Origin of the sequence: Mycetocola lacteus (assembly GCF_003667575.1) — a bacterium.
Lineage (GTDB): Bacteria > Actinomycetota > Actinomycetes > Actinomycetales > Microbacteriaceae > Mycetocola > Mycetocola lacteus.
Genome location: NZ_RCUY01000005.1, coordinates 73,236 through 95,350 on the forward strand (window position 1 = coordinate 73,236; position 22,115 = coordinate 95,350).

At 64.5% G+C, this 22,115-nt stretch carries 22 protein-coding genes and 1 tRNA gene; 10 read left to right on the plus strand and 13 right to left on the minus strand.

Annotated features, from left to right (window positions below; all coding sequences use genetic code 11):
• Positions 1 to 2 precede the first annotated feature (2 nt).
• Together D9V34_RS05910 and polA are read right to left on the minus strand one after the other, a co-directional pair.
• Positions 3 to 1,670, minus strand: a complete 1,668-nt coding sequence (locus D9V34_RS05910) for a DUF885 domain-containing protein (RefSeq protein WP_121687951.1) — start codon at positions 1,668 to 1,670, stop codon at positions 3 to 5.
• A gap of 148 nt (positions 1,671 to 1,818) precedes the next feature.
• A complete protein-coding gene (polA, locus tag D9V34_RS05915; RefSeq protein ID WP_121687952.1) occupies positions 1,819 to 4,476 on the minus strand; it encodes a DNA polymerase I in 2,658 nt (885 codons plus the stop codon).
• Positions 4,477 to 4,600: 124 nt separating this feature from the next.
• Between polA and D9V34_RS17750 the strand changes: the two genes are divergently transcribed.
• The gene (locus D9V34_RS17750) at positions 4,601 to 4,756 is read left to right on the plus strand and encodes a hypothetical protein (protein WP_183091873.1); all 156 of its coding nucleotides are present in this window, start codon (positions 4,601 to 4,603) and stop codon (positions 4,754 to 4,756) included.
• A 9-nt stretch (positions 4,757 to 4,765) separates the two neighbouring features.
• Complete coding sequence (locus tag D9V34_RS05920; RefSeq protein WP_183091874.1) at positions 4,766 to 5,197, plus strand: hotdog fold thioesterase; 432 nt, start codon at positions 4,766 to 4,768, stop codon at positions 5,195 to 5,197.
• A 55-nt stretch (positions 5,198 to 5,252) separates the two neighbouring features.
• On the opposite strand, the gene D9V34_RS05925 is transcribed toward D9V34_RS05920, so the two are convergent.
• Positions 5,253 to 5,861: an ANTAR domain-containing response regulator gene (locus tag D9V34_RS05925; protein WP_030143355.1), complete on the minus strand. Its 609-nt coding sequence runs from the start codon at positions 5,859 to 5,861 to the stop codon at positions 5,253 to 5,255.
• Between the two features lie 38 nt (positions 5,862 to 5,899).
• Between D9V34_RS05925 and D9V34_RS05930 the strand changes: the two genes are divergently transcribed.
• Positions 5,900 to 5,985: transfer RNA gene (locus tag D9V34_RS05930), tRNA-Leu, on the plus strand.
• A gap of 144 nt (positions 5,986 to 6,129) precedes the next feature.
• On the opposite strand, the gene D9V34_RS05935 is transcribed toward D9V34_RS05930, so the two are convergent.
• The 5 genes from D9V34_RS05935 to trpD all read right to left on the minus strand — a co-directional run bounded on the left by D9V34_RS05935 (position 6,130) and on the right by trpD (position 10,289).
• The gene (locus D9V34_RS05935) at positions 6,130 to 6,531 is read right to left on the minus strand and encodes an SHOCT domain-containing protein (protein WP_121687954.1); all 402 of its coding nucleotides are present in this window, start codon (positions 6,529 to 6,531) and stop codon (positions 6,130 to 6,132) included.
• Between the two features lie 173 nt (positions 6,532 to 6,704).
• Positions 6,705 to 7,448 carry a dihydroxyacetone kinase phosphoryl donor subunit DhaM gene (dhaM, locus tag D9V34_RS05940; RefSeq protein ID WP_121687955.1) on the minus strand — a complete coding sequence of 248 codons (744 nt, stop codon included), beginning with the start codon at positions 7,446 to 7,448 and terminating at the stop codon, positions 6,705 to 6,707.
• Between the two features lie 34 nt (positions 7,449 to 7,482).
• Entirely contained in the window at positions 7,483 to 8,118 is a 636-nt protein-coding gene (dhaL, locus tag D9V34_RS05945) for a dihydroxyacetone kinase subunit DhaL (RefSeq protein WP_121687956.1), read from the minus strand.
• 51 nt (positions 8,119 to 8,169) lie between these two features.
• On the minus strand, positions 8,170 to 9,168 hold the full coding sequence (locus D9V34_RS05950) for a dihydroxyacetone kinase subunit DhaK (RefSeq protein ID WP_121687957.1): 999 nt from the start codon (positions 9,166 to 9,168) through the stop codon (positions 8,170 to 8,172).
• Positions 9,169 to 9,218: 50 nt separating this feature from the next.
• On the minus strand, positions 9,219 to 10,289 hold the full coding sequence (gene trpD, locus D9V34_RS05955) for an anthranilate phosphoribosyltransferase (RefSeq protein WP_121687958.1): 1,071 nt from the start codon (positions 10,287 to 10,289) through the stop codon (positions 9,219 to 9,221).
• A 167-nt stretch (positions 10,290 to 10,456) separates the two neighbouring features.
• On the opposite strand from trpD, the gene ctaE reads away from it, so the two are divergent.
• The 6 genes from ctaE (at position 10,457) to D9V34_RS05985 (ending at position 16,143) form a co-directional block, all read left to right on the plus strand.
• Positions 10,457 to 11,125: an aa3-type cytochrome oxidase subunit III gene (gene ctaE / locus D9V34_RS05960; protein WP_081863820.1), complete on the plus strand. Its 669-nt coding sequence runs from the start codon at positions 10,457 to 10,459 to the stop codon at positions 11,123 to 11,125.
• A gap of 22 nt (positions 11,126 to 11,147) precedes the next feature.
• On the plus strand, positions 11,148 to 11,969 hold the full coding sequence (qcrC, locus tag D9V34_RS05965) for a cytochrome bc1 complex diheme cytochrome c subunit (protein ID WP_121687959.1): 822 nt from the start codon (positions 11,148 to 11,150) through the stop codon (positions 11,967 to 11,969).
• Between the two features lie 41 nt (positions 11,970 to 12,010).
• On the plus strand, positions 12,011 to 13,078 hold the full coding sequence (gene qcrA / locus D9V34_RS05970) for a cytochrome bc1 complex Rieske iron-sulfur subunit (RefSeq protein ID WP_121687960.1): 1,068 nt from the start codon (positions 12,011 to 12,013) through the stop codon (positions 13,076 to 13,078).
• The gene (gene qcrB, locus D9V34_RS05975) at positions 13,075 to 14,697 is read left to right on the plus strand and encodes a cytochrome bc1 complex cytochrome b subunit (protein ID WP_121687961.1); all 1,623 of its coding nucleotides are present in this window, start codon (positions 13,075 to 13,077) and stop codon (positions 14,695 to 14,697) included. The genes qcrA and qcrB overlap by 4 nt, the downstream gene beginning before the upstream one ends.
• Positions 14,698 to 14,811: 114 nt before the next feature.
• Positions 14,812 to 15,351, plus strand: coding sequence for a DUF2087 domain-containing protein (locus D9V34_RS05980; RefSeq protein ID WP_121687962.1), 540 nt, complete (start codon positions 14,812 to 14,814; stop codon positions 15,349 to 15,351).
• A gap of 219 nt (positions 15,352 to 15,570) precedes the next feature.
• On the plus strand, positions 15,571 to 16,143 hold the full coding sequence (locus D9V34_RS05985; protein WP_183091875.1) for a DUF1990 family protein: 573 nt from the start codon (positions 15,571 to 15,573) through the stop codon (positions 16,141 to 16,143).
• Positions 16,144 to 16,310: 167 nt separating this feature from the next.
• On the opposite strand, the gene D9V34_RS05990 is transcribed toward D9V34_RS05985, so the two are convergent.
• The 5 genes from D9V34_RS05990 to D9V34_RS06010 form a co-directional block, all read right to left on the minus strand.
• Positions 16,311 to 16,745 carry a cytochrome c oxidase subunit 4 gene (locus tag D9V34_RS05990; RefSeq protein WP_121687964.1) on the minus strand — a complete coding sequence of 145 codons (435 nt, stop codon included), beginning with the start codon at positions 16,743 to 16,745 and terminating at the stop codon, positions 16,311 to 16,313.
• Positions 16,745 to 18,457 (minus strand): aa3-type cytochrome oxidase subunit I, encoded by a 1,713-nt coding sequence (gene ctaD / locus D9V34_RS05995; protein WP_121687965.1) that lies wholly within the window; start codon positions 18,455 to 18,457, stop codon positions 16,745 to 16,747. The genes D9V34_RS05990 and ctaD overlap by 1 nt, the downstream gene beginning before the upstream one ends.
• A gap of 3 nt (positions 18,458 to 18,460) precedes the next feature.
• Complete coding sequence (ctaC, locus tag D9V34_RS06000; protein WP_121687966.1) at positions 18,461 to 19,372, minus strand: aa3-type cytochrome oxidase subunit II; 912 nt, start codon at positions 19,370 to 19,372, stop codon at positions 18,461 to 18,463.
• Between the two features lie 185 nt (positions 19,373 to 19,557).
• Positions 19,558 to 19,917, minus strand: coding sequence for an iron-sulfur cluster insertion protein ErpA (gene erpA, locus D9V34_RS06005; protein ID WP_030143341.1), 360 nt, complete (start codon positions 19,915 to 19,917; stop codon positions 19,558 to 19,560).
• Between the two features lie 90 nt (positions 19,918 to 20,007).
• Complete coding sequence (locus tag D9V34_RS06010) at positions 20,008 to 21,429, minus strand: dipeptidase (protein ID WP_121687967.1); 1,422 nt, start codon at positions 21,427 to 21,429, stop codon at positions 20,008 to 20,010.
• Between the two features lie 81 nt (positions 21,430 to 21,510).
• Here D9V34_RS06010 and D9V34_RS06015 point away from each other — a divergent pair, with 81 nt between their 5' ends.
• Entirely contained in the window at positions 21,511 to 22,062 is a 552-nt protein-coding gene (locus D9V34_RS06015; RefSeq protein ID WP_183091922.1) for a DUF3043 domain-containing protein, read from the plus strand.
• The last annotated feature ends 53 nt before the right edge of the window (positions 22,063 to 22,115 follow it).

The window sequence follows — 22,115 nt, forward strand, 5'->3', positions numbered from 1 at the left end:
TACTACTCTGCGCGCAGCGCGTCGCGGAGGGTGTCGAGACCCACGCCACCCAGGCCCAGGGCCTCACGGTGGAAGTCGCGGATGTCGAAGGACTCCCCGGCACGGGCACGGTAGTCATCGCGCAGCTGCTCCCAGATGCGCTGACCGACCTTATAGGACGGCGCCTGCCCGGCCCAGCCGAGGTAACGGTTGACCTCGAAGCGCACGAATCCGGCGTTCATGTTGACGTGCTGTGCCAGGAACTCAAACGCGTACTCGGCGGTCCAGACACCCTGACCGTCGGGACGCTGCTTGCCCAGGTGCACACCGATGTCGAGAACCACGCGGGCAGCACGCATGCGCTGACCGTCGAGCATGCCCAGGCGGTCGGCCGGGGTGCTCAGGTAGCCCAGCTCATCCATCAGACGCTCGGCGTAGAGGGCCCAGCCCTCGGCGTGACCGGAGGTACCGGCCAGCAGTCGACGCCAGGAGTTCAGCTGGTCGCGGTTGTACACGGCCTGACCGATCTGCAGGTGGTGACCGGGAACACCCTCGTGGTACACGGTGGTGAGCTCACGCCAGGTGTCAAACTCGGTGACACCCTGCGGAACGGACCACCACATGCGGCCCGGACGCGAGAAGTCATCGGTCGGACCGGTGTAGTAGATGCCACCCTCCTGAGTGGGGGCGATCATGCACTCGAGGGTGCGGATTTCCTCGGGAATGTCGAACTGGGTGGCACCGAGCTCGGCAACCGCACGGTCGCTGGTCTCCTGCATCCACTTCTGCAGGGCGTCCACGCCGTGCAGCTTCATGTTCGGGTCCTGCTCGAGGTGCGCGATGGCCTCGTGCACGGTGGCACCGGGGAGGATCTGGTCGGCAATGGCCTCCTGCTCGGCAACCATGCGGGCAAGCTCCTGGATACCCCACTCATAGGTCTCGTCCAGGTCGATCTCGGCACCAAGGAAGCGACGCGAGAACAACGAGTAGGCCTCGCGGCCCACACCGTCCACCTCGGTTGCGACCGGGGCGAGCTCATCGCGCAGGAAGCTGGCCAGCTCGCGGTATGCGGTGGCGGCGGCCTCGGCGCCGGCCTCCAGCTCGGCACGAACGGCCGCTCCGGCCTCACCGGCGGCGGCAATGTAGGACGGGAAAAAGCCGTCCACGGCACCGTTGCGGTCGGACTGGTCGGCAACCTCGATCACCTGACGCTTGGCCGGGGTGATGCCCTTTTCCACACCGAGACGCAGGGTCTCGATGTAGCCGGCGAGGGCCGCGGGAACGCGGGCCAGGCGGCGCGAGATGATCGCCCAGTCTTCGGCGGTTTCGGTGGGAACCAGGTCGAACGCGTCGCGGATCTCCTGCGGCGGGGAGGCGATCACGTTGAGGTCGCGCAGCGGCAGACCGGCGTCGTAAATGTCGATGTCGAGCTGCAACGAACCGCGCAGGTCGGCCAGGGTCACACGATCCTGCTTGTCCTGCACCTCGGCGGCGTCAAGCTGCTCGATCACGGCCGCGGCTGCGGCGCGGTAGGCGGCAAGACCCGCGGGCGAGAAGTCGCCCACAAATTCGTTTGCCTCGGTCCGTCCAATGTACGTACCGGTTGTCGGGCTCAGGGATACCAGGGTGTCAACCCACTCCTCGGCGATGCGATCAATCGGGGTCTGGGGTCGGGAAACTTTCTCAGTCATAGCTCCAGCGTATCCCTCCCCCACCGCCGGGCGACAGAACCGCGCGGAGTTATCCCAGAGCGTAATTCTCCACGGCCGGTTCGATACACCAAAATGCCCGCACGAATACCGAAAACGGCACCCGAGCGGGCATTTCGAGGGTAGAGAGCTAGTGCGCGGCGGCGTCCCAGTTCTGGCCGTGACCCACCTGGACCTCGAGCGGCACGCTGAGGTCGGCGGCCGAGGCCATCCGGGTGCGCACGATGTTCTCCAGGGTTTCAGCCTCGGCGGCCTTGACCTCGAAGATCAGTTCGTCATGAACCTGCAGCAGCATCCGGCTCTCCAGACCCTGCTCACGCATGTCGGCATCGATGTTGATCATCGCGATCTTCATGATGTCGGCTGCGCTGCCCTGGATCGGGGCGTTCAGCGCCGCACGGGCGGCGTTGTCGCGCAGCACGCGGTTGGCACTGGCGAGGTCCGGGAAGAGGCGGCGACGACCGAAGATCGTGGTGGTGTAACCGTCGATCTTGGCCTGCTCCACCACGTCGCGCAGATAGTCGCGCACGGCACCGAAGCGGGCGAAGTAGTCACCCATCAGCTGCTTGGCTTCGGCGGTGTCGATGCGCAGCTGCTTGGACAGACCAAACGCGCTGAGTCCATAGGCGAGGCCGTAGGACATGGCCTTGACCTTGGTACGCATCAGCGGGGTCACATCGGCCGGCTCGACCCCGAAGATCCGGGCACCCACGAAGCGGTGCAGGTCTTCACCGCTGCGGAACGCCTCGATCAGGCCCGCATCACCGGAGAGGTGCGCCATGATCCGCATTTCGATCTGCGAGTAGTCGGCGGTCAGCAGCGAGTCGAAGCCTTCACCCACGGTGAATGCCGAGCGGATCTGGTGACCCACCTCGGAGCGCACCGGAATGTTCTGCAGGTTCGGGTCGGCCGAGGAGAGCCGACCGGTGCTGGTGCCGGTCTGGATATAGGAGGTGTGGATGCGCCCCTCCTCGTCGATCGCCTTGTCCAGGGTTTCGACGATCTGACGCAGCTTGGTGGCATCCCGGTGCTCCAGCAGCAGCCCGAGGAACGGGTGCGGTGCCTTGGCCTGGAGGTCGGCCAGCGAGTCGGCATCGGTCGAGTAGCCGGTCTTGTTAGCGCGGGTCTTGGGCATGTTCAGCTGGTCGAAGAGGACCTCCTGCAGCTGCTTGGGGGAACCCAGGTTGACCTCGCGACCGATCTCCGCATAGGCGCGGGCAGCCAGGTCGGCGGCGGTCACGCCGAGCGACTCGGAGAGTCCGGCCAGCAGGTCGTGGTCCACGGCCACACCGAACTCCTCCATCCGGGCGAGGATCGGGGTCGAGGGGGTCTCGATGTCGCGCAGCACGCGGGCCGAGCCCTCATCCAGTGCCAGAATCTGTGCGGCGGCCACGCGGGCGACGTACCAGGCCTTGAGCGCCGGGTTGTCCGCGTTGTCTTCGGGAACTAGCTGGTTGGGGTCATCCACCGGCATGTGCTCGTCGAGGTAGCGAGTGACCAGGTCGCCCAGGGTCTTGTCCGGGCTGGCAGGACGCAGCAGCCAGCCGGCCACCAGGGTGTCGGTGCGCAGCCCCTCGAAGGCCAGGCCCGCGTGGGTGAATGCCTTAATGATGGGCTTGGCGTCGTTCAGAATCTTGGGATCGGGACCGGCCAGCCAGGTCTCGAACGGTGCATAGTCGGCGCTGCCGGCGTGCCAGGCAAGCACGGTGGATTCGGTCTCGGAGGCGATCCCGATCGCGGTCGGCAGGCCATCAGCCACGTCCACGTGCAGTGCCAGGCCACCCGGGTGGGCGGCGGAGTTGCGGGCAAGCCAGGCGCCCAGCTCCTCATCCAGCAGCTCCTGAACCGCGGGTGCCACGGCGGCGGGTGCTACGGGCTCGGCCGGGGCATCGGCCACGACACCCTCAAGCTTGAACACGCGGTCCAGCAGGGTGCGGAATTCCAGCCGGGCGAACATGTCGCGCACGGCATCGGCATCGATCGGCTTGCGCTCAAGATCCTGGACCGTGACCGGCAGCTCGACATCGCGCACCAGGTGGTTCAGACGACGGTTACGGACCGCATTTTCCTTGTGCTCGCGGAAGCTCTCGCCCACCTTGCCGGTGATGTTGTCGGCGTTGTCCAGGATGCCCTGCAGGCTCCCGTAGAGGCCCAGCCACTTGACCGCGGTCTTCTCGCCGACCTTGGGCACACCGATCAGGTTGTCGGAGGTCTCGCCCACCAGCGCCGCCACATCGGGATACTGCTCGGGACGGATGCCGTAGCGCTCCTGCACCTTGGCGGGATCGTAGCGGGTGAGGTCGGACACGCCCTGACGCGAGGGGTAGAGCAGGGTCACGTTGTCGTTAACCAGCTGGATCGCGTCGCGGTCACCGGAGACCACAAGCACGCGGTAACCGGCCTCGGTGCCGCGCACCGAGAGCGTGGCCAGGATGTCGTCGGCCTCGAAGTCTTCCTTGGTGATGGTGGTGATGTTCATCGCCGCCAGAGTCTCCTGCAGCAGCGGGATCTGACCGATGAACTCACTAGGAGTCTCCCCACGGGTGCCCTTGTACTCGGGGTATTCACGAGTACGGAAGGAGAACCTGGAAATGTCGAACGCCACCGCGAGGTGGGTGGGCTGCTCGTTCTTCAGCAGGTTAAGCAGCATCGAGATGAAGCCGTGGATGGCGTTCGTGTGCTGCCCGTCACGGGTCTTAAAGCTGTCTACCGGGAGCGCGTAAAAGGCCCGGAAGGCCAGCGAGTGGCCGTCGATGATCAGGAGGGTAGGCTTCTTGTTTTCCGACACAGCCCCAGCCTACAAGGGACCACCGTCACGGGGATATCCCCCACGCCGCCCGGGCAGCCGTTCCCACCCGGGCGAGTGTGGGAGTATCGGGGGACGCCGATCCCCATCCCCGAAACGAGGAATCATGACCGACTGGAACGTTGCCGACTACACCCCCGCCGAACTCGCCCAGCGCGCCCGCACCAAGCGTCGTCGCGCCTGGATTGCCGGCATCGTCGCGTTTGCGCTGGTCGCCAGCAGCCTGCTGGGTACCCTGGCGGCACTCGGAATCCTCTCCTAGGCTGAGATCATGAGCGACACTACCCCCACCGAGGATCCCGGCATGCGCTACCTGATTGAGCGCGGCATGGGAGCGCTGGCCGAAAAAATGAACATCGAGTTCACCGAGTTTTCGGTGGAACGCTCGGTGGCCACCATGCCCGTCGAGGGCAACACCCAGCCCATCGGCCTGCTGCACGGCGGTGCCTACGTGGTGCTCGGCGAATCGCTCGGCTCGATGGCCGCCAACCTCTATGCCGGCGCCGACCGTGTGGCCGTGGGTGTAGACATCAACGCCACCCACACCGGCTCGGCCACCTCGGGCATCGTCACCGGCGTCTGCACCCCCATCCATCTCGGCCGCACCCTGACCGTGCACGAGATCGTGGTGACCGACGAACGCGGCCGCCGCTGCTCCACCATCCGGATCACCAACCTGATCAAGGACAAGCCGAGTCGCTAAACACAAAACCGCGGGCCCTCTCAGTCGAGAGGGCCTGCGGTTTTTAAGGTGTGTGTTAGCTCTTGGCGCTGAGCTGCTCGATGATGGCCTGGGCCACATCGTGCATGGTCAGACGGCGGTCCATGGATGCCTTCTGGATCCAGCGGAATGCCTCGGGCTCGGTCAGGCCCATCTTCTCGTTCAGCAGGCCCTTGGCGCGGTCCACCAGCTTGCGGGTCTCGAAGCGCTCAACCATGTCGGCGACCTCGGCCTCAAGGGTGAGGATCTGCTGGTGGCGGCTCAGGGCGATCTCGATGGCCGGCAGCAGGTCGTTCGGGGTGAACGGCTTGACCACGTAGGCCAGCGCGCCGGCCTCGCTCGCGCGCTCCACCAGTTCCTTCTGGCTAAACGCGGTGAGCAGCACCACCGGGGCGATGTTGTTCTTGTGCAGGCGCTCGGCTGCCGAGATGCCATCCAGCTGGGGCATCTTCACGTCCATGACCACCAGGTCCGGACGCAGTTCGGTTGCGAGGGCGACGGCGGTCTCGCCATCACCGGCTTCGCCTACCACCTCGAATCCGTTGTCGCGGAGGATCTCCACGATGTCCATACGGATGAGGGATTCGTCCTCGGCGACAACAACGCGTCGCGGGGCGGGGGTAGAGGTTGCTTCTTGCTCAGTCACGGTTCAATTGTACGATACAGTTTCAGATATCGACGTTAGCCGGTGTGGCGGAATGGCAGACGCGGAGCACTCAAAATGCTTTGTTCGAAAGGACGTGTGGGTTCGAGTCCCACCACCGGCACCACCGCGGCCCTCGCAGAAACTCCCAACCGGGAGGATGTGCGAGGGCCGCTTTTTTGTGTATCGGCGTGTCGGATCATCCATCCCGAAAACCCAAACGGCCCCCGGGTCCTCCCCGAGGGGAGGCCGAGGGCCGTGACGCTACGTGCTAGGCGCGGGCGAGAGCCTTGGACTTGAGGTGCGCGAACTCTTCCTCGCTGATTGCACCGTCGTCAAAGAGTGCCTTCGCGGTCGCGATCTCATCGCTCGGAGTCGCCTTACCGGCGGCCTCACGAATGTAGGCGTCGGCGGCGTTCTGCGCCGAACGCTGAGCCTCGGCGGAGCGCTGAGCCATGCCGCTGCCGCGAGCGATCAGGTAGACCAGCAGGGTCAGGACCGGGATGAAGATGAGTCCCACGATCCACAGCGCCTTCCACCCACCGGCGAGCTTGTGGTCACGGAACAGATCCGAGATCACCGCGAACAGCGCAAACAGATAGCTGACAAACACCACGATGTAGAGCAGCAGTGCCAAAACGTTCCAGAAGTTTTCCCAGATGCTGGAAGCCATAGCAGTCCTTTCGGTTGATGGTCGAGCCCCCTAGATAACACGCTCGATCCGACTCCGACAGTACTGCACGCCCGCCACGCCCCGCAGTCATTTACCCCGGGTGACGAAGACCCCAAAACGGGGCACGCGAGCCTGATTCGCGACACGCCCGCGCGCCCTCGTTGGGGAAAAATTCACTTCCCGGGCGCGGCGTTGCCTCGATCGCCAAACCCGGACTCGATCAGGTCGGCCAACGCATCCACGGCGGCGCGACCGTCGGGATCCGGGGAGGCGATCTCGGCCTCGGCACCGGGCATCAGCCCCAGCGACATGATCTGCAGCAGGCTCTTGCCGTCGCGCCCGTTGACGGTCACTGCCACCGGGAAGGTCGCGGCCAGCTTGGCAAACTCCGCTGCCGGGCGTGCGTGCAGCCCCTCGGGGTTCACCACCACCACGCTGCGCGCATAGCCGAGCGGCGCCACCTCGGGGCGGTGCTCCTCGGCGGCCAGCGCGTCGGCGCTATTCGCCGAGGCTGCCGGGGTCCCGTCTCCCGCACTCAGCGCGGCGGCGATCACCGCGGCCAGATCACCGCCCTGTTCAGCTGCGACCGCCGCGGCCACCGCGCCCTCGACCAGCGGGGCTGGGGAAACATGGGCGCGTGAGCGGCGCTCGGCGTCGAGGAACTCAATGGCCGACTCGGCCGTCATGATCGCCGAGCCCAGATCGGCCAGGACCAGGACTCCCCCACCGGTGTCTGCACCCATCAGGGCATCACTCACGCGCGCAAAGTCGGTACCCAGACCGCCCTCGGCGTCTCCCCCGGCGTCCAGAATGGTGATGCTCGGGGCCATCTGCCCGGCAAGCTCTCGCACACCCTCGGCGATGCGACCACTGTGGGACACCACCACGATGCCCACCCGGGTCTGTTCCACGCTCATCGGCCCCTCACTTCCTCGCGCGAGCACCCTCGGGTCACGAGCGAACCGCCGCGGCCGCCGCCTCCAGCAGCAGGGCGCTGGACGCCGCACCGGGATCACGGTGACCGCGGGAACGCTCCCCCAGGTAGCTGGCACGTCCGCGCTTGGCGATCATCGGCTCGGTGGACTCGGCACCGGCGGCGGCACCGCGAGCGGCGGCCTCGATGACCTCTTCTACCGAACCACCGGCAGCCTGAACCGCGCGTGCCTCTGCCTGGGCGGCAAGCCAGGAATCCAGCATGGTTTTGTCCCCCGCCTCGGCACCGCCACGACTGGAGATACCATCTACCGCGGCCCCCAGCAGATCCACCACGCCCTGCGCGTCGAGTTCGGAGTGGCCCTGCAGCGCGTCGGCCGCGCGCATTAGTGCGGTGCCGTAGAGCGGGCCCGAGGCACCGCCGACGGTGGAGATCAGGGTGTGGGCCGCGGTGCGGAACAGCTCGGCCGGGGTTTCCCCGCCCGGGCTGGAGAGCAGCTGTCCACGCACGGCACCAAAGCCGCGTGCCAGGTTCTCGCCATGATCGCCGTCTCCGATGAGGCGGTCAAGCTCGCTGAGGTAGGCGCGGTCGCGGTCACAGACATCGCCCGCGGCAACCAGCCACCGTGCGGCCCATTCGGCATTCAGGGTCATCTTTTCTCCTTCACTGACAAAACTGTTGTTGTGCGGGGCGACACGGTTCTCTTACGGGGCGCGCAGCACCGGGGTGTCCAACGGGGCATCCCACAGCGAGAGTAACTCGGGATCCAGCCGCGCGATGCTCACCGAGACGCCCTGCATATCAAGCGCTGTCACATACGCGCCCACCAGCGCACGGCCTACCGCGAAGCCACGGCCCTCCAGATCGCGCGCGACACTGTCAAAAAACAGCGCGAGTTCACCCGGCGGCGTTCCTCCCATGCCATTGACAAACACCAGCAGGGTGTCCACGGGCGTCGCCCTCAGCTCACCCAAAATCTCGGTCAGCAGGAGTTCGGCGATCTCATCGGCGCGGCCACGGGGCACGCGGTCACGGCCGAGCTCGCCGTGGATGCCGATACCGACCTCCATCTCGTCCTCGCCCAGGTCAAAACTGGCGACATCGGCCAGCGGAGAGGTGCCCGCGCGCAGACCCACACCCATCGAGGCAAGCCCGGCGTTCAGGCGATCGCCGATCGCGACCAGCGTCTCCAGGTCGTCACCGCGTTCGGCGGCCGCCCCGAGAATCTTCAGAGCCACCAGCATGCCGGCGATCCCGCGACGACGATCGGCGGGGATTAGCGAGCCGAGACCCACGTCATCGGACACCACCACCAGACGGGCGGGAATACCGAGTTCGGCGCAGCGTTCGGCGGCGAGTTCAAAGTTGAACCGGTCACCCGAGTAGTTTCCCACCACAAACAGGACTCCGGCACCGGTGTGGGTGGCCTGAACCACCTCAAGGATGGACTCAGGGGTGGGCGCGCTGAAAATCTCCCCGGGCACGGCTCCAGCCAGGGCACCGCCACCCACAAAACCCACGTGCAACGGCTCATGCCCGCTGCCACCGCCACCGATCACGGCCACGGTCCCGGGCAGCAGGGGGTCAACTCGAGCGACCCCGTAGCCGGTTCCCACCCGACGCAGTCGCGCGCCATGGGCGCGCACAAAACCGGCCACGGCCTGCTCGGTCACCGCGCGTGGATCGTTCATCAGCTTCTTCACCGATATCTCCCAATACTCTCGCCGCGGAGGCTTGTGGCCCGGTGCGGCGGCTATGCCGTGTGCTCGGATCGTCGCGACGTTGCGGCGACCCACTGATCCAGCTTAGCGAGGGCGGCCCCGGAATCAACAGCCTCGGCGGCAACTTCCAGGGCGTCCCGGAAGCGCGCCAGAATCGGCTGCTCCATCTGGGTGTGATCCTCGGCGAGGCGATAGGACACGATCCCCGCGGCCGCGTTGAGTAGCACGATATCGCGCACAGCCCCGGTCTGACCGGCCAGGGTTTCACGGACGATCTCGGCATTACGCACCGGATCCCCGCCCACCAGGTCTTCGATTCGGGCCCGGGCGATGCCCAGATCCCCCGGGTCGAGATCGTGCTCGGCGATCCGACCGCGGGTGATCTCCCAGATGTGGGAGTGGCCGGTCGTGGTGAGCTCATCCAGGCCGTCGTCCCCACGGAACACCAGTGCGGTGGCGCCACGGGTGCGGAACACGCCGGTGATCAGCGGCACCCGATCGGCCTGTGCGACACCCACGGCGGAAGCCTCGGGGCGAGCCGGGTTGGTCAGCGGGCCGAGGAAGTTGAAGACGGTGGGGATACCCAACTGAGCGCGAACCGGGCCGGCGTGCGCAAACCCGGGGTGGAATGCCGAGGCGTAGGCAAAGGTCACCCCGGTCTCACGGGCCACATCCGCCACCGCCGACGGTGCCAGCGAGAGGTCAATGCCGAGGGCCGCCAGCACATCACTCGAACCGGAGGCCGAGCTCGCGGCGCGGTTGCCGTGCTTGATCACCGGGATTCCGGTGGAGGCCGAGACGATGGCCGCCATCGTCGAGACGTTCACGGTCCCGAAGCGGTCACCGCCGGTACCCACGATGTCGAGTGCCATCGAGTCCAAGGGCAGCGGGAGGGCGTGCTCAAGAATCGCATCACGGAAACCGACAACCTCATCCACGGTCTCACCCTTGGAGCGCAGCGCAACCAGGAAAGCGCCAATCTGCGCCGGAGTGGCCGCTCCGCTCATAATCTGCTGCATCGCCCAGGTCGCCTCGGCGACACTGAGGTTCTCGCCAGACAAAAGAGAGGTGAACAGGGAGGGCCAGGTGAAGGTATCCAACATAGGTCAAGCATATTGGTATCCGCGACGCTCCGACCCGCAAAAACCTTTATGCCGACGTTTTGCCGACACCACGACCGGAAAGCCGCGGAATCTCGGACATTCAAGGTGAATTCACGGCGAAAACTTAGGTAGCCCTAACCCCTTGTGAAGGTCGAGCGAGACGGGAAATGGCCAATACTCGCCCGCAAATCAGCCATAATGGAGGAGTGACGAGCACTTCTTTGAACTATGCGGCGAAAGCCCCGAAGATCAACAGACCCAATAACGTAGCCGTGGGCACCATTGTGTGGCTGGGTTCAGAGGTCATGTTTTTCGCGGGTCTGTTCGCGATCTACTTCACCCTGCGTTCCGTAGCCCCCGAAATCTGGGCTCACGGAACGTCCGTACTTAACGTGCCGTTCGCGCTGATTAACACGTTGATCCTCGTATCTTCCTCCTTTGCCTGCCAGGCGGGCGTGTTTGCAGCCGAGCGTCTCCAGCCGCGGTCGACCGGGCCTAAGCCGAGCCAGTGGGGAATGGTTGAGTGGTTCTTCCTCACCTATGCCCTTGGTGCAATCTTTGTCGCCGGCCAGATCTGGGAGTACGCCACCCTGGTCAGCGAGGGAGTCGCGCTGAACTCTGACGCCTACGGATCCGCCTTCTACATCACCACCGGATTCCACGGCATTCACGTTATCGGCGGACTGATCGCCTTCCTCCTGATCATTGGTCGCGGCTACGCCGTGAAGAACTTTGGTCACAAGGAAGCCTCCAGCGCCATCGTTGTGTCCTACTACTGGCACTTCGTTGACGTTGTGTGGATCGCTCTGTTCCTCGTCGTGTACGTCCTGAGATAACAACCGAGAGCCTAATAAAGCCATGTCACGCAAAACTTCACGTCCAGCCGCCGGCAAGAGCCGCCGCACCGGTCGCCGTTCCCCGGCTGCCGCCGCGGCGCTTATTGCTGTCGGCCTGCTGTTCACCGGCGGTGCCTACGCCGCGGTGAGCGCAACCACCGCCAACGCTCAGCCCGCACCGGCCGCAGCCAGCCAGTCCAACGTTGAGGACGGCAAGAAGCTGTTCCAGGCGAACTGCGCTACCTGCCACGGTCTCAACGCACAGGGCACCAGCGACGGTCCCAGCCTGATCGGTGTGGGTGCCGCCGCGGTCGACTTCCAGGTCGGAACCGGCCGTATGCCCATGCAGGGTCACGGACCGCAGGCTCAGAAGAAGCCCGTTCAGTTCACCCAGGAGCAGATCAACCAGCTCGCCGTGTACGTCGGAAGCACCGCTCCCGGCCCCTCCATCCCGGACGCTAAGTACCTGGATGCAGACGGCGACGCCGCTCACGGTGCGGAGCTCTTCCGGATCAACTGCGCCATGTGCCACAACGTGGCCGGTGCCGGTGGTGCACTGACCGAGGGTAAGTTCGCCCCCAGCCTGGTCGGGGTTACCCCGGCTCACATCTACGAGGCAATGATCACCGGCCCGCAGAACATGCCGGTGTTCAACGACATGAACATCTCCCCCGAGGGCAAGCGCGACATCATCACCGCGCTGAAGTACCAGGAGAAGGTCGGTTCCCCCGGTGGTATCGGACTCGGATCGCTCGGCCCGGTGGCCGAGGGTCTGTTCATCTGGATTTTTGGCCTCGGCGCCGTTGTGGCGCTTACGGTCTGGATCACGGCCAAGTCCAACTAGGACGGCCCTGATCATGACACTGCAATCACGTAAGGAGCACAATGGCACAGGACGATAACAGCGGCAAGGATCTCGCCGCTGCGAACTCCTCTTCCCATGACCTGCTGCCGGTGGATACCGGCACAGGCGTGGTGAGCCCCGACGCCGTTGAGAACCCGGGTCACCCGGAACACCGTCAGCGCGTCACCGACCTGAACCCGAAGAAGGAAAAGCAGGCCGAGCGCACTGTCTTCATCCTCTTCTTCCTCTCCGCCGTGGGAAGCCTGTGGGCGGTTGCCGCCTACATGATGTTCCCGATCGACGGTCAGATGGAACTGGTTCGGTCAAACAACCTCTTCATCGGCCTCGGTGCCACCCTGGCTCTGATGGCCCTGGGTATCGGAGCCGTCCACTGGGGTAAGGCCCTGATGGCCGACCACGAGTCCGTGGACCACCGCCACCCCGTGCGCGGTACCGACGAGACCCGCGCCCGCGCCATCGAGATCTTCGAGGAGGCGAATGAGGAGTCCGGCTTTGGCCGTCGCTCGCTCATCCGCAACTCGCTGATCGGTGCCCTGGTGGTCTTCCCGCTGCCCGCCGTGGCCCTGTTCCGCGGTCTGGCACCGTATGACGAGGACCCGGTAGAGCTGCTGCACCACACCATGTGGAAGAAGGGCACCCGCCTGGCGCGTGACCCTTCCGGTGCGCCCATTAAGGCCTCCGATGTGACCCTGGGTTCGGCGTTCCACGTCATCCCCGAGGATCTCAACGACGCCAAGGACGTGCTGAACGAGAAGGCCAAGGCCATCGTTCTGCTCATGCGTCTGAAGCCCGAGGACCTGAACGAGCTCCCCGAGCGTAAGAACTGGTCGTACAACGGCATCGTTGCTTACTCGAAGGTGTGCACCCACGTGGGTTGCCCGGTTGCTCTGTACGAGCAGCAGACCCACCACCTGCTGTGCCCCTGCCACCAGTCGCAGTTCGACGTGGCAAACCACGCGACCGTGATCTTTGGTCCGGCCGCCCGTCCCCTTCCGCAGCTCCCGATCACCGTGGACGATGAGGGCTACCTCGTCGCTCAGAGTGACTTCCACGAGCCTGTCGGACCGAGCTTCTGGGAGCGTCATTGAGTACCGCAACGGCCGCACCGACGGCCCCCGCTAAGCAGTCCGGTGGTTTCACCGGCAAGGCTGCCAACTACCTCGACGAGCGCACGAGCATCTCGGGCGCCGTCAAGGAGTTCGGTCGCAAGATCTTCCCGGATCACTGGTCCTTCCTTCTCGGTGAGGTCGCGCTTTACAGCTTCGTTGTGATCCTGCTGTCGGGAACCTTCCTGACCTTCTTCTTCGACGCAGCCATGACCCACACCACCTATGAGGGCTCCTACGCCCCCATGAACGGTGTGCACATGTCGGCCGCTATGGCTTCGACCCTGGATATCTCCTTCGATATCCGCGGTGGTTTGCTGATGCGCCAGGTCCACCACTGGGCCGCCCTGCTGTTCGTGGCCTCGATCGGCCTGCACATGCTCCGCGTGTTCTTCACCGGTGCATTCCGCAAGCCGCGCGAGATCAACTGGGTCATCGGTTTTGTCCTCTTCGTGCTCGCCATGGCCGAGGGTTTCACCGGTTACTCGCTCCCCGATGACCTGCTCTCCGGTAACGGTCTGCGCATCATCGACGGCATGATCAAGTCCTTCCCGCTGGTCGGCACCTGGATCTCCTTCCTCCTGTTTGGTGGAGAGTTCCCGGGTGAGGACATCGTGGGTCGTCTCTACTCGCTGCACATCATGATCCTGCCCGCGCTGGTCATCGTGTTCATCGCCCTGCACCTGATGTTCCTGATTGTGCACAAGCACACTCAGTACCCCGGGCCGGGCCGTACCGAGGAGAACGTGGTCGGCTTCCCGATCCTCCCCGTGTACGCGGCCAAGGCCGGTGGATTCTTCTTCATCGTGTTCGGTGTGATCATGGCCTGCGCGACGTTCTTCCAGATCAACCCGATCTGGAACTACGGACCGTATGACCCCTCGCCCGTGTCCGCGGGTACCCAGCCTGACTGGTACATCGGATTCGCCGACGGTATGCTCCGTCTGGCCCCGCCGCACCTCGAGTTTGTGTGGCTGGACCGCACCTGGAGCTTCGGAATCCTGCTGCCGGTTATCATCCTGGGTCTGTTCATCGTGACCGTCCTGATCTACCCCTTCATCGAGGCGTGGGTCAGCGGCGACAAGCGTGAGCACCACCTGCTGGACCGCCCGCGTAACGCCCCGACCCGTACCGCTATCGGTGCGGCCGGTGTGACCTTCTACGCGGTCATGTGGGCCGCCGCGAGCTCGGACCTCATCGCCACCCACTTCCGGGTGACCATGGAGGGTGTGATTCACACCCTGCAGGCCCTGCTCTTCCTCGGACCGGTTATTGCGTACTTCGTCACGAAGCGCATCTGCCTGGGTCTGCAGAAGAAGGACCGCGAGATCGCGCTGCACGGTTACGAGACCGGACGCATTGTCCGCCTCCCCGGTGGCGAGTACATCGAGGTTCACGAGCAGGTCTCGGACTACGAGCGTTGGGAACTGGTCAGCTACAAGGACCAGGCACCGATCATGCTCCGTCCGAACGCTCAGGGCAAGATCACCGGATCGATGCGCCTGCGCGCCGCGATGTCCCGCTGGTTCTTCGAGGACCGGATCGCTCCGGTCACCCAGACCGAGCTGGACCAGTCGCACGGGGACGACGAGCACCACTAGGCGCTCCCCCACACAGCACGTCACATAAGGGTGCCGGATTCTCCACTGGAGGATCCGGCACTCGGTGTTTAACCGGATGTACGTTAGGCTGGCTCGGATTCCTCAGGAGGAAACATGAGCTCGTCTGCCGACTGGCGTCCGCTACTTGCACTGCTGGCCAACGACACCACCCGAGAGGTGTGGGCCCACCTGATCGTGGGTGGGCAGGAGGCGCTGGGCGCGTCCCCGATACCCCCGCAGAGGGCTGAGCGCGCACTCACCGCACTGGAGCGGGCGGGGCTGCTAGACCGCTCCACAGAGCCGTGGACACAGCATCCCGAGGTCTTCGCGGCAGCGCTCTCCCGGGCGACACCGAGTACCCCGGTGGGAATCGAACGATTTTTGAATGACGGCAGGATCCTCGCCTTTCCGGTCAGGCCGGATGAGCGCCGAGAACTCCTGGAACTGGTCGTTGCACGTACGTTTGAGCCGGGTATCGACCTGACCGAGCCCGAGGTCAACGAACGCCTGGGGGCCTGGAGCTCGGATGTTGCCCTGCTGCGGCGCTACCTGGTCGATCACGGGCTCCTGGAACGAGACCCCGCCGGCGCGCACTACCGCTTGCCCGGCGCTCCCTCCTCTCCTCGGCCGCCGGTTGGGCCGGCTCTGGGGTAGAGCGCTCCCCTCCCCCACCGAACGTCCGCACCTATCGGAGTTTCTCGGCGGCCGAGGCGCGACGATAACAACCGGCGGGTATTCTGAGATTCAGACGCTCTAGAACGCGCCCTCAGCGGCCACGGCACGCCCCTGAATGCACCCCGAAACCTCGCCGGAGCCACCCCAGCACCTTCCCGAAACCTCCCCGGATCTGTCCCAGCCTCGAATCGAGACACCGTGTCCCCGTCAGATGCAGCATCCGCCTCCGCTTCCCCGGTGAACTACGGCGGCGCGGCCACCCCCGTGGGATTTCGTGAAATCCGATACGACCTGTGTGTCGGCTCGGGCGCGGCGCTGCACGCCGAGGTGATGGCAGACGTCGATTCCTGGCGGCTACACCACGAGTCCGGGCTGCTGGTCAGTGCGAACGGGGCGGCATCGGAGATCGTGGGCGAAACCATTCGGATGCGCTACCGCCCGCTGCGGCGTACGGTCCCGATCACCATCACCACCGTGCACTGTGCCATCCTCTGGGCCGGCGAACCGCCCGAGGGACCGGGGCTTGATCTGCTGCCCGGGTCGATCGACCGCGGCTTCGGCTATGAGGCCGACCCCCGACACCGCGAGGAGGGGCAGGAGCACTTCCTGATCACCCATGAGCCCGATGGCACCGTCTGGTTCCGCCTGCGGGGGTTCTGGCGGCCGCGTGCGCCCCGCTGGAGTCCGATCTACCCGCTGACGCTCCTCGGGCAGTCCTATGCCTCCCACGGCTATCTGCGCGCGCTCAGACGCCTCACGCAGCAGCGCTAACCCAACCCTTGCCACCGTCGGGTACCGGGCACCGGGCACCGGGCACCGACGGGCGTCGCACGGACCACTCCCCATCGAGACGGCCGCGCGGGTTCGCATGCTCCGGGTACAACAAAGCGGGTCCGCCTCCCCGAAGGGAAGCGGACCCGCTCCTGTGTTACTGAACCTTAGTGTGCGAAACGACCGCGGTAGAACTCGTATACCCAGCCAACCAGGGCGACCAGGACGATCGGGGCACCGAACCATGCCAGCCAGAAGTTACCCTCCTGGGCGACCGAGATGCCGATGATGACCACCGAGGCACCGCCAACCAGAACGAACGGCCACCAGCTCCACGGAGCGAAGTGTCCCAGCTCCGGGTCGGCGTCGTCGATGTTCGCGGCAACGTTGTCCTCGGGCAGCTCGCCGCCCTGAGCCCGGTAGACCAGACGCAGGTAGAAGGCGATGAAACCGGAGAGGATGGCCGAGAGCAGCAGCGCCACGGTACCCACCCACTCGACACGGCCGTGGGCCGGGTCGGCGACGTTCCAGAAGGTGTAGACACCCGCCAGAATCAGGCAGAAGACGGCGAGGATCCAGAGGATCGAAATGTTGGACTTCATTACTTCGCTCCTCCTTCTTCAACGGTCGTAATTGCCGGGGTGTCGCGGCCGGTGAACTCGGCTGCCTCCGGGTGGTTCAGGTCGAACGCGGGACGCTCGGAGCGGATCCGCGGGATCGACGTGAAGTTGTGACGCGGGGGCGGGCACGAGGTGGCCCACTCAAGCGATCCACCGTAACCCCAGGGGTCGTTCACGGTGACCTTCGGTGCCTTGCGGGCGGTGATGTACACGTTCAGGAAGAACGGGATCAGCGAGACCGCGAGGATGAAGGAGCCGATGGTGGACAGCTGGTTCATCCAGGTGATGTTGTCCGCGGGCGAGTACGTGTAGTAACGACGCGGGAAGCCCATCACACCGATCCAGTGCTGGATCAGGAAGGTGGTGTGGAAGCCGATGAACAGCAGCCAGAAGTGCCAGTAACCCAGCTTCTCGTTGAGCATCTTGCCGGTCCACTTGGGCCACCAGAAGTAGAATCCGGCGAACATCGCGAACACCACGGTACCGAACACCACGTAGTGGAAGTGTGCGATCACGAAGTAGGTGTCGGAGACGTGGAAGTCAAGCGGCGGCGAAGCCAGGATCACACCGGTCAGACCACCGAAAACGAAGGTGATCAGGAAGCCGAGCGACCAGATCATCGGGGTCTCGAAGGTGACCGAACCGCGCCACATGGTACCGATCCAGTTGAAGATCTTCACACCGGTCGGCACGGCGATGAGCATGGTCATCAGCGCGAAGAACGGCAGCAGGACCGAACCGGTCACGTACATGTGGTGAGCCCACACGGTCACCGACAGGGCGGCGATCGCGATGGTTGCGTAGACCAGGGTCTTGTAACCGAAGATCGGCTTGCGGCTGAACACCGGGAAGATCTCGGACACGATACCGAAGAACGGCAGGGCGATGATGTACACCTCGGGGTGACCGAAGAACCAGAACATGTGCTGCCACAGCATCACGCCACCGTTTTCGGCGTCGAAGATGTGGGCACCAAATACTCGGTCGGCGGCCAGCGCAAACAGTGCGGCGGCCAGCACCGGGAAGGCCATCAGAACCAGCAGCGAGGTCACCAGGGTGTTCCAGGTGAAGATGGGCATACGCCACATCGTCATACCCGGGGCACGCATCGTGATGATCGTGGTGATGAAGTTCACGGCACCGAGGATGGTACCGAAACCGGACATCGCCAGTCCCAGAACCCAGAGGTTTCCACCGATACCCGGTGAGTATGTCTGACTCGATAGTGGCGCATACGCGAACCAGCCGAACGAGGCGGCACCCTGCGGGGTGAGGAATCCACCCACGGCGATGAGGCTACCGAAGACGTACAGCCACAGAGCGAAGGCGTTCAGACGCGGGAAGGCCACGTCGGGAGCACCGATCTGGAGCGGCATCAGGGCGTTTGCGAAACCCGAGAACAGCGGGGTTGCGAACATCAGCAGCATGATCGTGCCGTGCATGGTGAACAGCTGGTTGTACTGTTCCTTGGTCTCGATCACGGTGAGACCGGGCTCGAAGAGCTGTGCACGGATCAGCAGCGCCATGACGCCACCGATGCAGAAGAAGATGAACGACGCGATCAGGTACATGTACCCAATGGTCTTGTGGTCGGTGGAGGTGATCCACTTGACCAGGATGTTTCCCTTGCTCTCAACCTTCGAACGGTTGAGGACACTGGCCTGACCGGCCGGGATGTTCAATGTAGTAGACATCGTTTAGTGACCCTCTCCCTTTTCAGCCTCGGCGGGCTTGTCGATGCCGGGAAGGTTCTGGTTACGGTTGAACTCGCTACCGAAGTTTCCGACGTTACCGGCGGCCTTGAGATCGGCGAGGTGCTGGTCGTACTCAGCCTGGGACACTACCTTCACGTTGAAGAGCATCATCGAGTGGTCCTGACCACACAGCTCCGCACACTTACCCACAAACTCGCCTTCGCGCTGCGGGATGAACGACATGTAGTTGGTCTTACCCGGGTACATGTCCTTCTTGTAAAGGAAGTCCACTACCCAGAAGGAGTGGATGACGTCACGCGACTCCAGGGCAATCTTCACGGTCTTACCTACGGGGAGGTAAAGCTCCGGAATGCTCTTGGGGTCGAGCTCGCCGGGCTTGCCGCCCTCGAGCTGACGGGCCTGAACGCCGGCGGTCCAGACATCCTGTCCGTCTACCGACTTGGGGTACACGAAGTCCCAGGACCACTGCTTCGCAAAGACCTGGATCTCTACGTCGGGGTTTTTGTACTGGGTTTCGATAGCCGCCTGATCGCGGGCGGTGAAGGCGAAGAAGCCCACCACCAGGATCAGCGGAATCACCGTGTAAAGGATCTCGATGGGCATGTTGTACCGCATCTGCACGGGCAGGCCGGTCTGGCCCTTCCGGCGACGGTAGACAACAATTGCCCAAATGATCAGAGCCCACGTCAGAACACCGACGACGAGCAGGACAATCCACGAGTGAGTCCAGAGGGCAGCAACCCTCTCGGTGTGGTTGGTTACGGGGGTCTCACCCTCGTTATTGAAGCCGGGGAGATAGCCGTGAAGCTCGGCCTGGGTACAACCGGCTAGCACCGCGACAAGCGCGGCGGCTAACGGGAGTGAAGCCCAGCGGAGTCTACGTTTCGAGCGCACCTGGGACCTTTCGCAAAGACACTATTGGTTCAGCGTCCAGTGTATCCCGAATGTGGGGCACGTTCGGGACCATTCAGGCCCAAAGCTCTACATACGTACGTTCATTTTCCCAAGAAAGACTGAAAAAACGCCGAATGGGGCCCAAAATGGGCCCCATTCGGTCGGAGTGTCGAAGTTATCTCGATTTAGGCGAACGAATCTCCACACGCGCAGGAGCTGCCCGCGTTGGGGTTGTCGATCGTGAAGCCCTGCTTCTGGATGGTGTCCTCGAAGTCGATGGTGGCACCATCGAGGTAGGGAACACTCATGCCATCCACGATGACCTCAACGCCGTCGAAGTCGACGGTGACGTCGCCATCGAGGAAACGCTCGTCAAAGTACAGCTGGTAGATCAGGCCCGAGCAGCCACCGGGCTGCACGGCTACGCGCAGGCGCAGGTCGTCGCGACCCTCCTGGTTCAGCAGGCTACGAACCTTGTCGGCCGCGGTATCGGTCAGCGCCACACCGTGGGCGGGGGCCTCGGTCAGGGTTGTTGCGTCGCTCATGTTTCTCCTTCGTGACGGGTACCGCGGTGGACACGGTCTTCAACCAGGATAACCGCGATCATCGATCGGGGATTCCCGGAATTCAGAAAATTATTTGGTCTGGCCGTTCAGACGCGCCAGCAGCAGCGCCTCGGTCAGCGTGGCGCGGTGGAACACGCCCAGGTGCAGGGACTCGTTCGGGCTGTGGGCGCGCGAGTGCGGGTCTTCGACGCCGGTGATCAGGATCGCCGCCTCGGGGAACTCGCGGACAAGGTCGGCCACAAACGGAATCGAGCCACCGATACCGAGCTCAACCGGGGCAACCTCCCAGGCGTCGGCCATGGCCTGCTTGGCCGTGGTGACGATGGGGTGGCTGGTGTCCACCAGGAACGGGCTGCCGGTGTCGATGTCATCAATCGAGAGCTGCGCACCAAACGGAGCGTTCGCGCGCAGGTGCGCGGTGATGGACTCGACCGCCTGCTGCGGGTCTTGCCCCGGAGCGATGCGCACGCTCACCCGCACGGTGACCGCGGGGATCAGCGTGTTGGAGGCGTTCTGCATGCTCGGCGCGTCGATGCCGGTCACGGTAATCGAGGGCTTGTCCCACATCCGGCCGAGGATCGATCCGGTTCCAATCGGAGACACCCCCTCGGTGAGTCCGGTTTCCAGGCGCAGCTGAGCCTCATCGTAGGCGGGAGTCTCGGCCTCACGCACAATCAGGCCGGGCACGGCCACCGAACCCTCGTCATCCCACAGCGTGTTGAGCAGGCGGAAGGTTGCCAGCATTGCATCCGGGACCGCTCCCCCGAACATGCCCGAGTGGGACGCGTGATCCAGCGTGCGCACGGTCAGACGGAAGGTGACGTTGCCACGCAGGCCCACGGTCAGCGCGGGGGTCTCGGTGTCCCAGTTCGCCGAGTCGGCCACCACGATCGCGTCGCCGGCGAGTTCGGTGCGGTGCTGAGCGAGGAAGTTAGCAAACGAACGAGATCCAAACTCCTCCTCCCCCTCGATGAACAGGGTGATGCCCAGGTTGAAGTCGGTACCGGCGACCTCGCGCAGCGCACGAATGGCACCAATATGCGACATCACACCGGCCTTATCGTCGGCCGAACCACGCCCATAGAGGCGGTCGCCCACGACGGTGGGCTCGTAGACCGGGGTGTTCCACTCGGCATCGTCCCCGGGCGGCTGGACGTCGTGGTGCGCGTAGAGCACAACGGTGGGGGCCCCGGCGCGCGCCTTGCGGGTCGCCAGAATGGCGGGCTGGCCGAGCTCGGTCGAGCCCTCAAGCGGTGCCTGCGAGATCACCACATCATCAAAAACGCCGGTGTCCCGGGCGAGTTCGGCGATGGCCTCGGCGCTCTTGCGGACGTGATCGTGGTCGAAGCCGTCCCAGGCCACGCTGGGAATCCGCACCAGATCGCCCAGATCGGCGAGGGTGCGCGGCAGCTGATTCTGCACGGTCTCGCGCAGGCTCAGCTCAATCGGATCGTGCAGGTTTTGCGGGATGGTGTGGTTCGAGGCGTTCATACGGGTAATCTTAGAGCGTAACGCCAACCCAAGGATCAATAAGTGACTAAGCAGACTAACGGCACGCCGGCAGAGCCGGGCATGGAATCCCTCGAGCAGACCGAGGCGCGGCTGAACGCGTCCGCTGGCAAGGGACGCCCCACCCCCACCCGCAAGGAGCGCGAGGCGGCTAATAAGCGTCCCCTCGTTCCGAACGACCGCAAGGAAGCGGCCAAGCAGGCTCGCGCCCAGATGTCGGTCGAGCGCGAAAAGGCCCGTGTGGGCCTCGCCAACGGCGAAGAGCGCTACCTCCCCATCCGCGACCGCGGACCGCAGAAGAAGTTCGTCCGCGACTTCGTGGATGCCCGCTTCAGCGCCGGCGAGTGGCTGATGCCGCTGCTTCTGCTCGTGGTCATCGCCTCCTTCATTCAGGACACCCGCGTGGCCGCCTACTCCCTGTTTGTGGTGTGGGGTCTGCTGCTGATCGCGATCCTCGACTGCGTCTTCCTCGGCCTGCGTCTGCGTCGCAAGCTCACCGCCAAGTACGGCTACGCCGAAAAGGGTGTGCGCTGGTATGCGGCAATGCGGGCCCTGCAGATGCGCTTCCTGCGTCTGCCCAAGCCGCAGGTGCGTCGCCGCCAGTACCCGCAGTAACCGGTCCCAGACCACACAAAACACCCGCCGAGATCTTCTCGGCGGGTGTTTTG

What these genes read in the sequence shown, in the direction of transcription:
- D9V34_RS06010 (WP_121687967.1), bottom strand. Translation starts at nt 21,429, where the DNA reads ATGAACGCCTCGAACCACACCATCCCGCAAAACCTGCACGATCCGATT.
- D9V34_RS17750 (WP_183091873.1), top strand. Translation starts at nt 4,601, where the DNA reads ATGACCGACTGGAACGTTGCCGACTACACCCCCGCCGAACTCGCCCAG.
- D9V34_RS06015 (WP_183091922.1), top strand. Translation starts at nt 21,511, where the DNA reads ATGGAATCCCTCGAGCAGACCGAGGCGCGGCTGAACGCGTCCGCTGGC.
- D9V34_RS05980 (WP_121687962.1), top strand. Translation starts at nt 14,812, where the DNA reads ATGAGCTCGTCTGCCGACTGGCGTCCGCTACTTGCACTGCTGGCCAAC.
- D9V34_RS05935 (WP_121687954.1), bottom strand. Translation starts at nt 6,531, where the DNA reads ATGGCTTCCAGCATCTGGGAAAACTTCTGGAACGTTTTGGCACTGCTG.
- dhaL (WP_121687956.1), bottom strand. Translation starts at nt 8,118, where the DNA reads ATGACCCTGAATGCCGAATGGGCCGCACGGTGGCTGGTTGCCGCGGGC.
- trpD (WP_121687958.1), bottom strand. Translation starts at nt 10,289, where the DNA reads ATGTTGGATACCTTCACCTGGCCCTCCCTGTTCACCTCTCTTTTGTCT.
- D9V34_RS05910 (WP_121687951.1), bottom strand. Translation starts at nt 1,670, where the DNA reads ATGACTGAGAAAGTTTCCCGACCCCAGACCCCGATTGATCGCATCGCC.
- D9V34_RS05920 (WP_183091874.1), top strand. Translation starts at nt 4,766, where the DNA reads ATGAGCGACACTACCCCCACCGAGGATCCCGGCATGCGCTACCTGATT.
- dhaM (WP_121687955.1), bottom strand. Translation starts at nt 7,448, where the DNA reads ATGAGCGTGGAACAGACCCGGGTGGGCATCGTGGTGGTGTCCCACAGT.
- ctaD (WP_121687965.1), bottom strand. Translation starts at nt 18,457, where the DNA reads ATGTCTACTACATTGAACATCCCGGCCGGTCAGGCCAGTGTCCTCAAC.
- qcrC (WP_121687959.1), top strand. Translation starts at nt 11,148, where the DNA reads ATGTCACGCAAAACTTCACGTCCAGCCGCCGGCAAGAGCCGCCGCACC.
- D9V34_RS05990 (WP_121687964.1), bottom strand. Translation starts at nt 16,745, where the DNA reads ATGAAGTCCAACATTTCGATCCTCTGGATCCTCGCCGTCTTCTGCCTG.
- qcrA (WP_121687960.1), top strand. Translation starts at nt 12,011, where the DNA reads ATGGCACAGGACGATAACAGCGGCAAGGATCTCGCCGCTGCGAACTCC.
- ctaE (WP_081863820.1), top strand. Translation starts at nt 10,457, where the DNA reads ATGGCCAATACTCGCCCGCAAATCAGCCATAATGGAGGAGTGACGAGC.
- erpA (WP_030143341.1), bottom strand. Translation starts at nt 19,917, where the DNA reads ATGAGCGACGCAACAACCCTGACCGAGGCCCCCGCCCACGGTGTGGCG.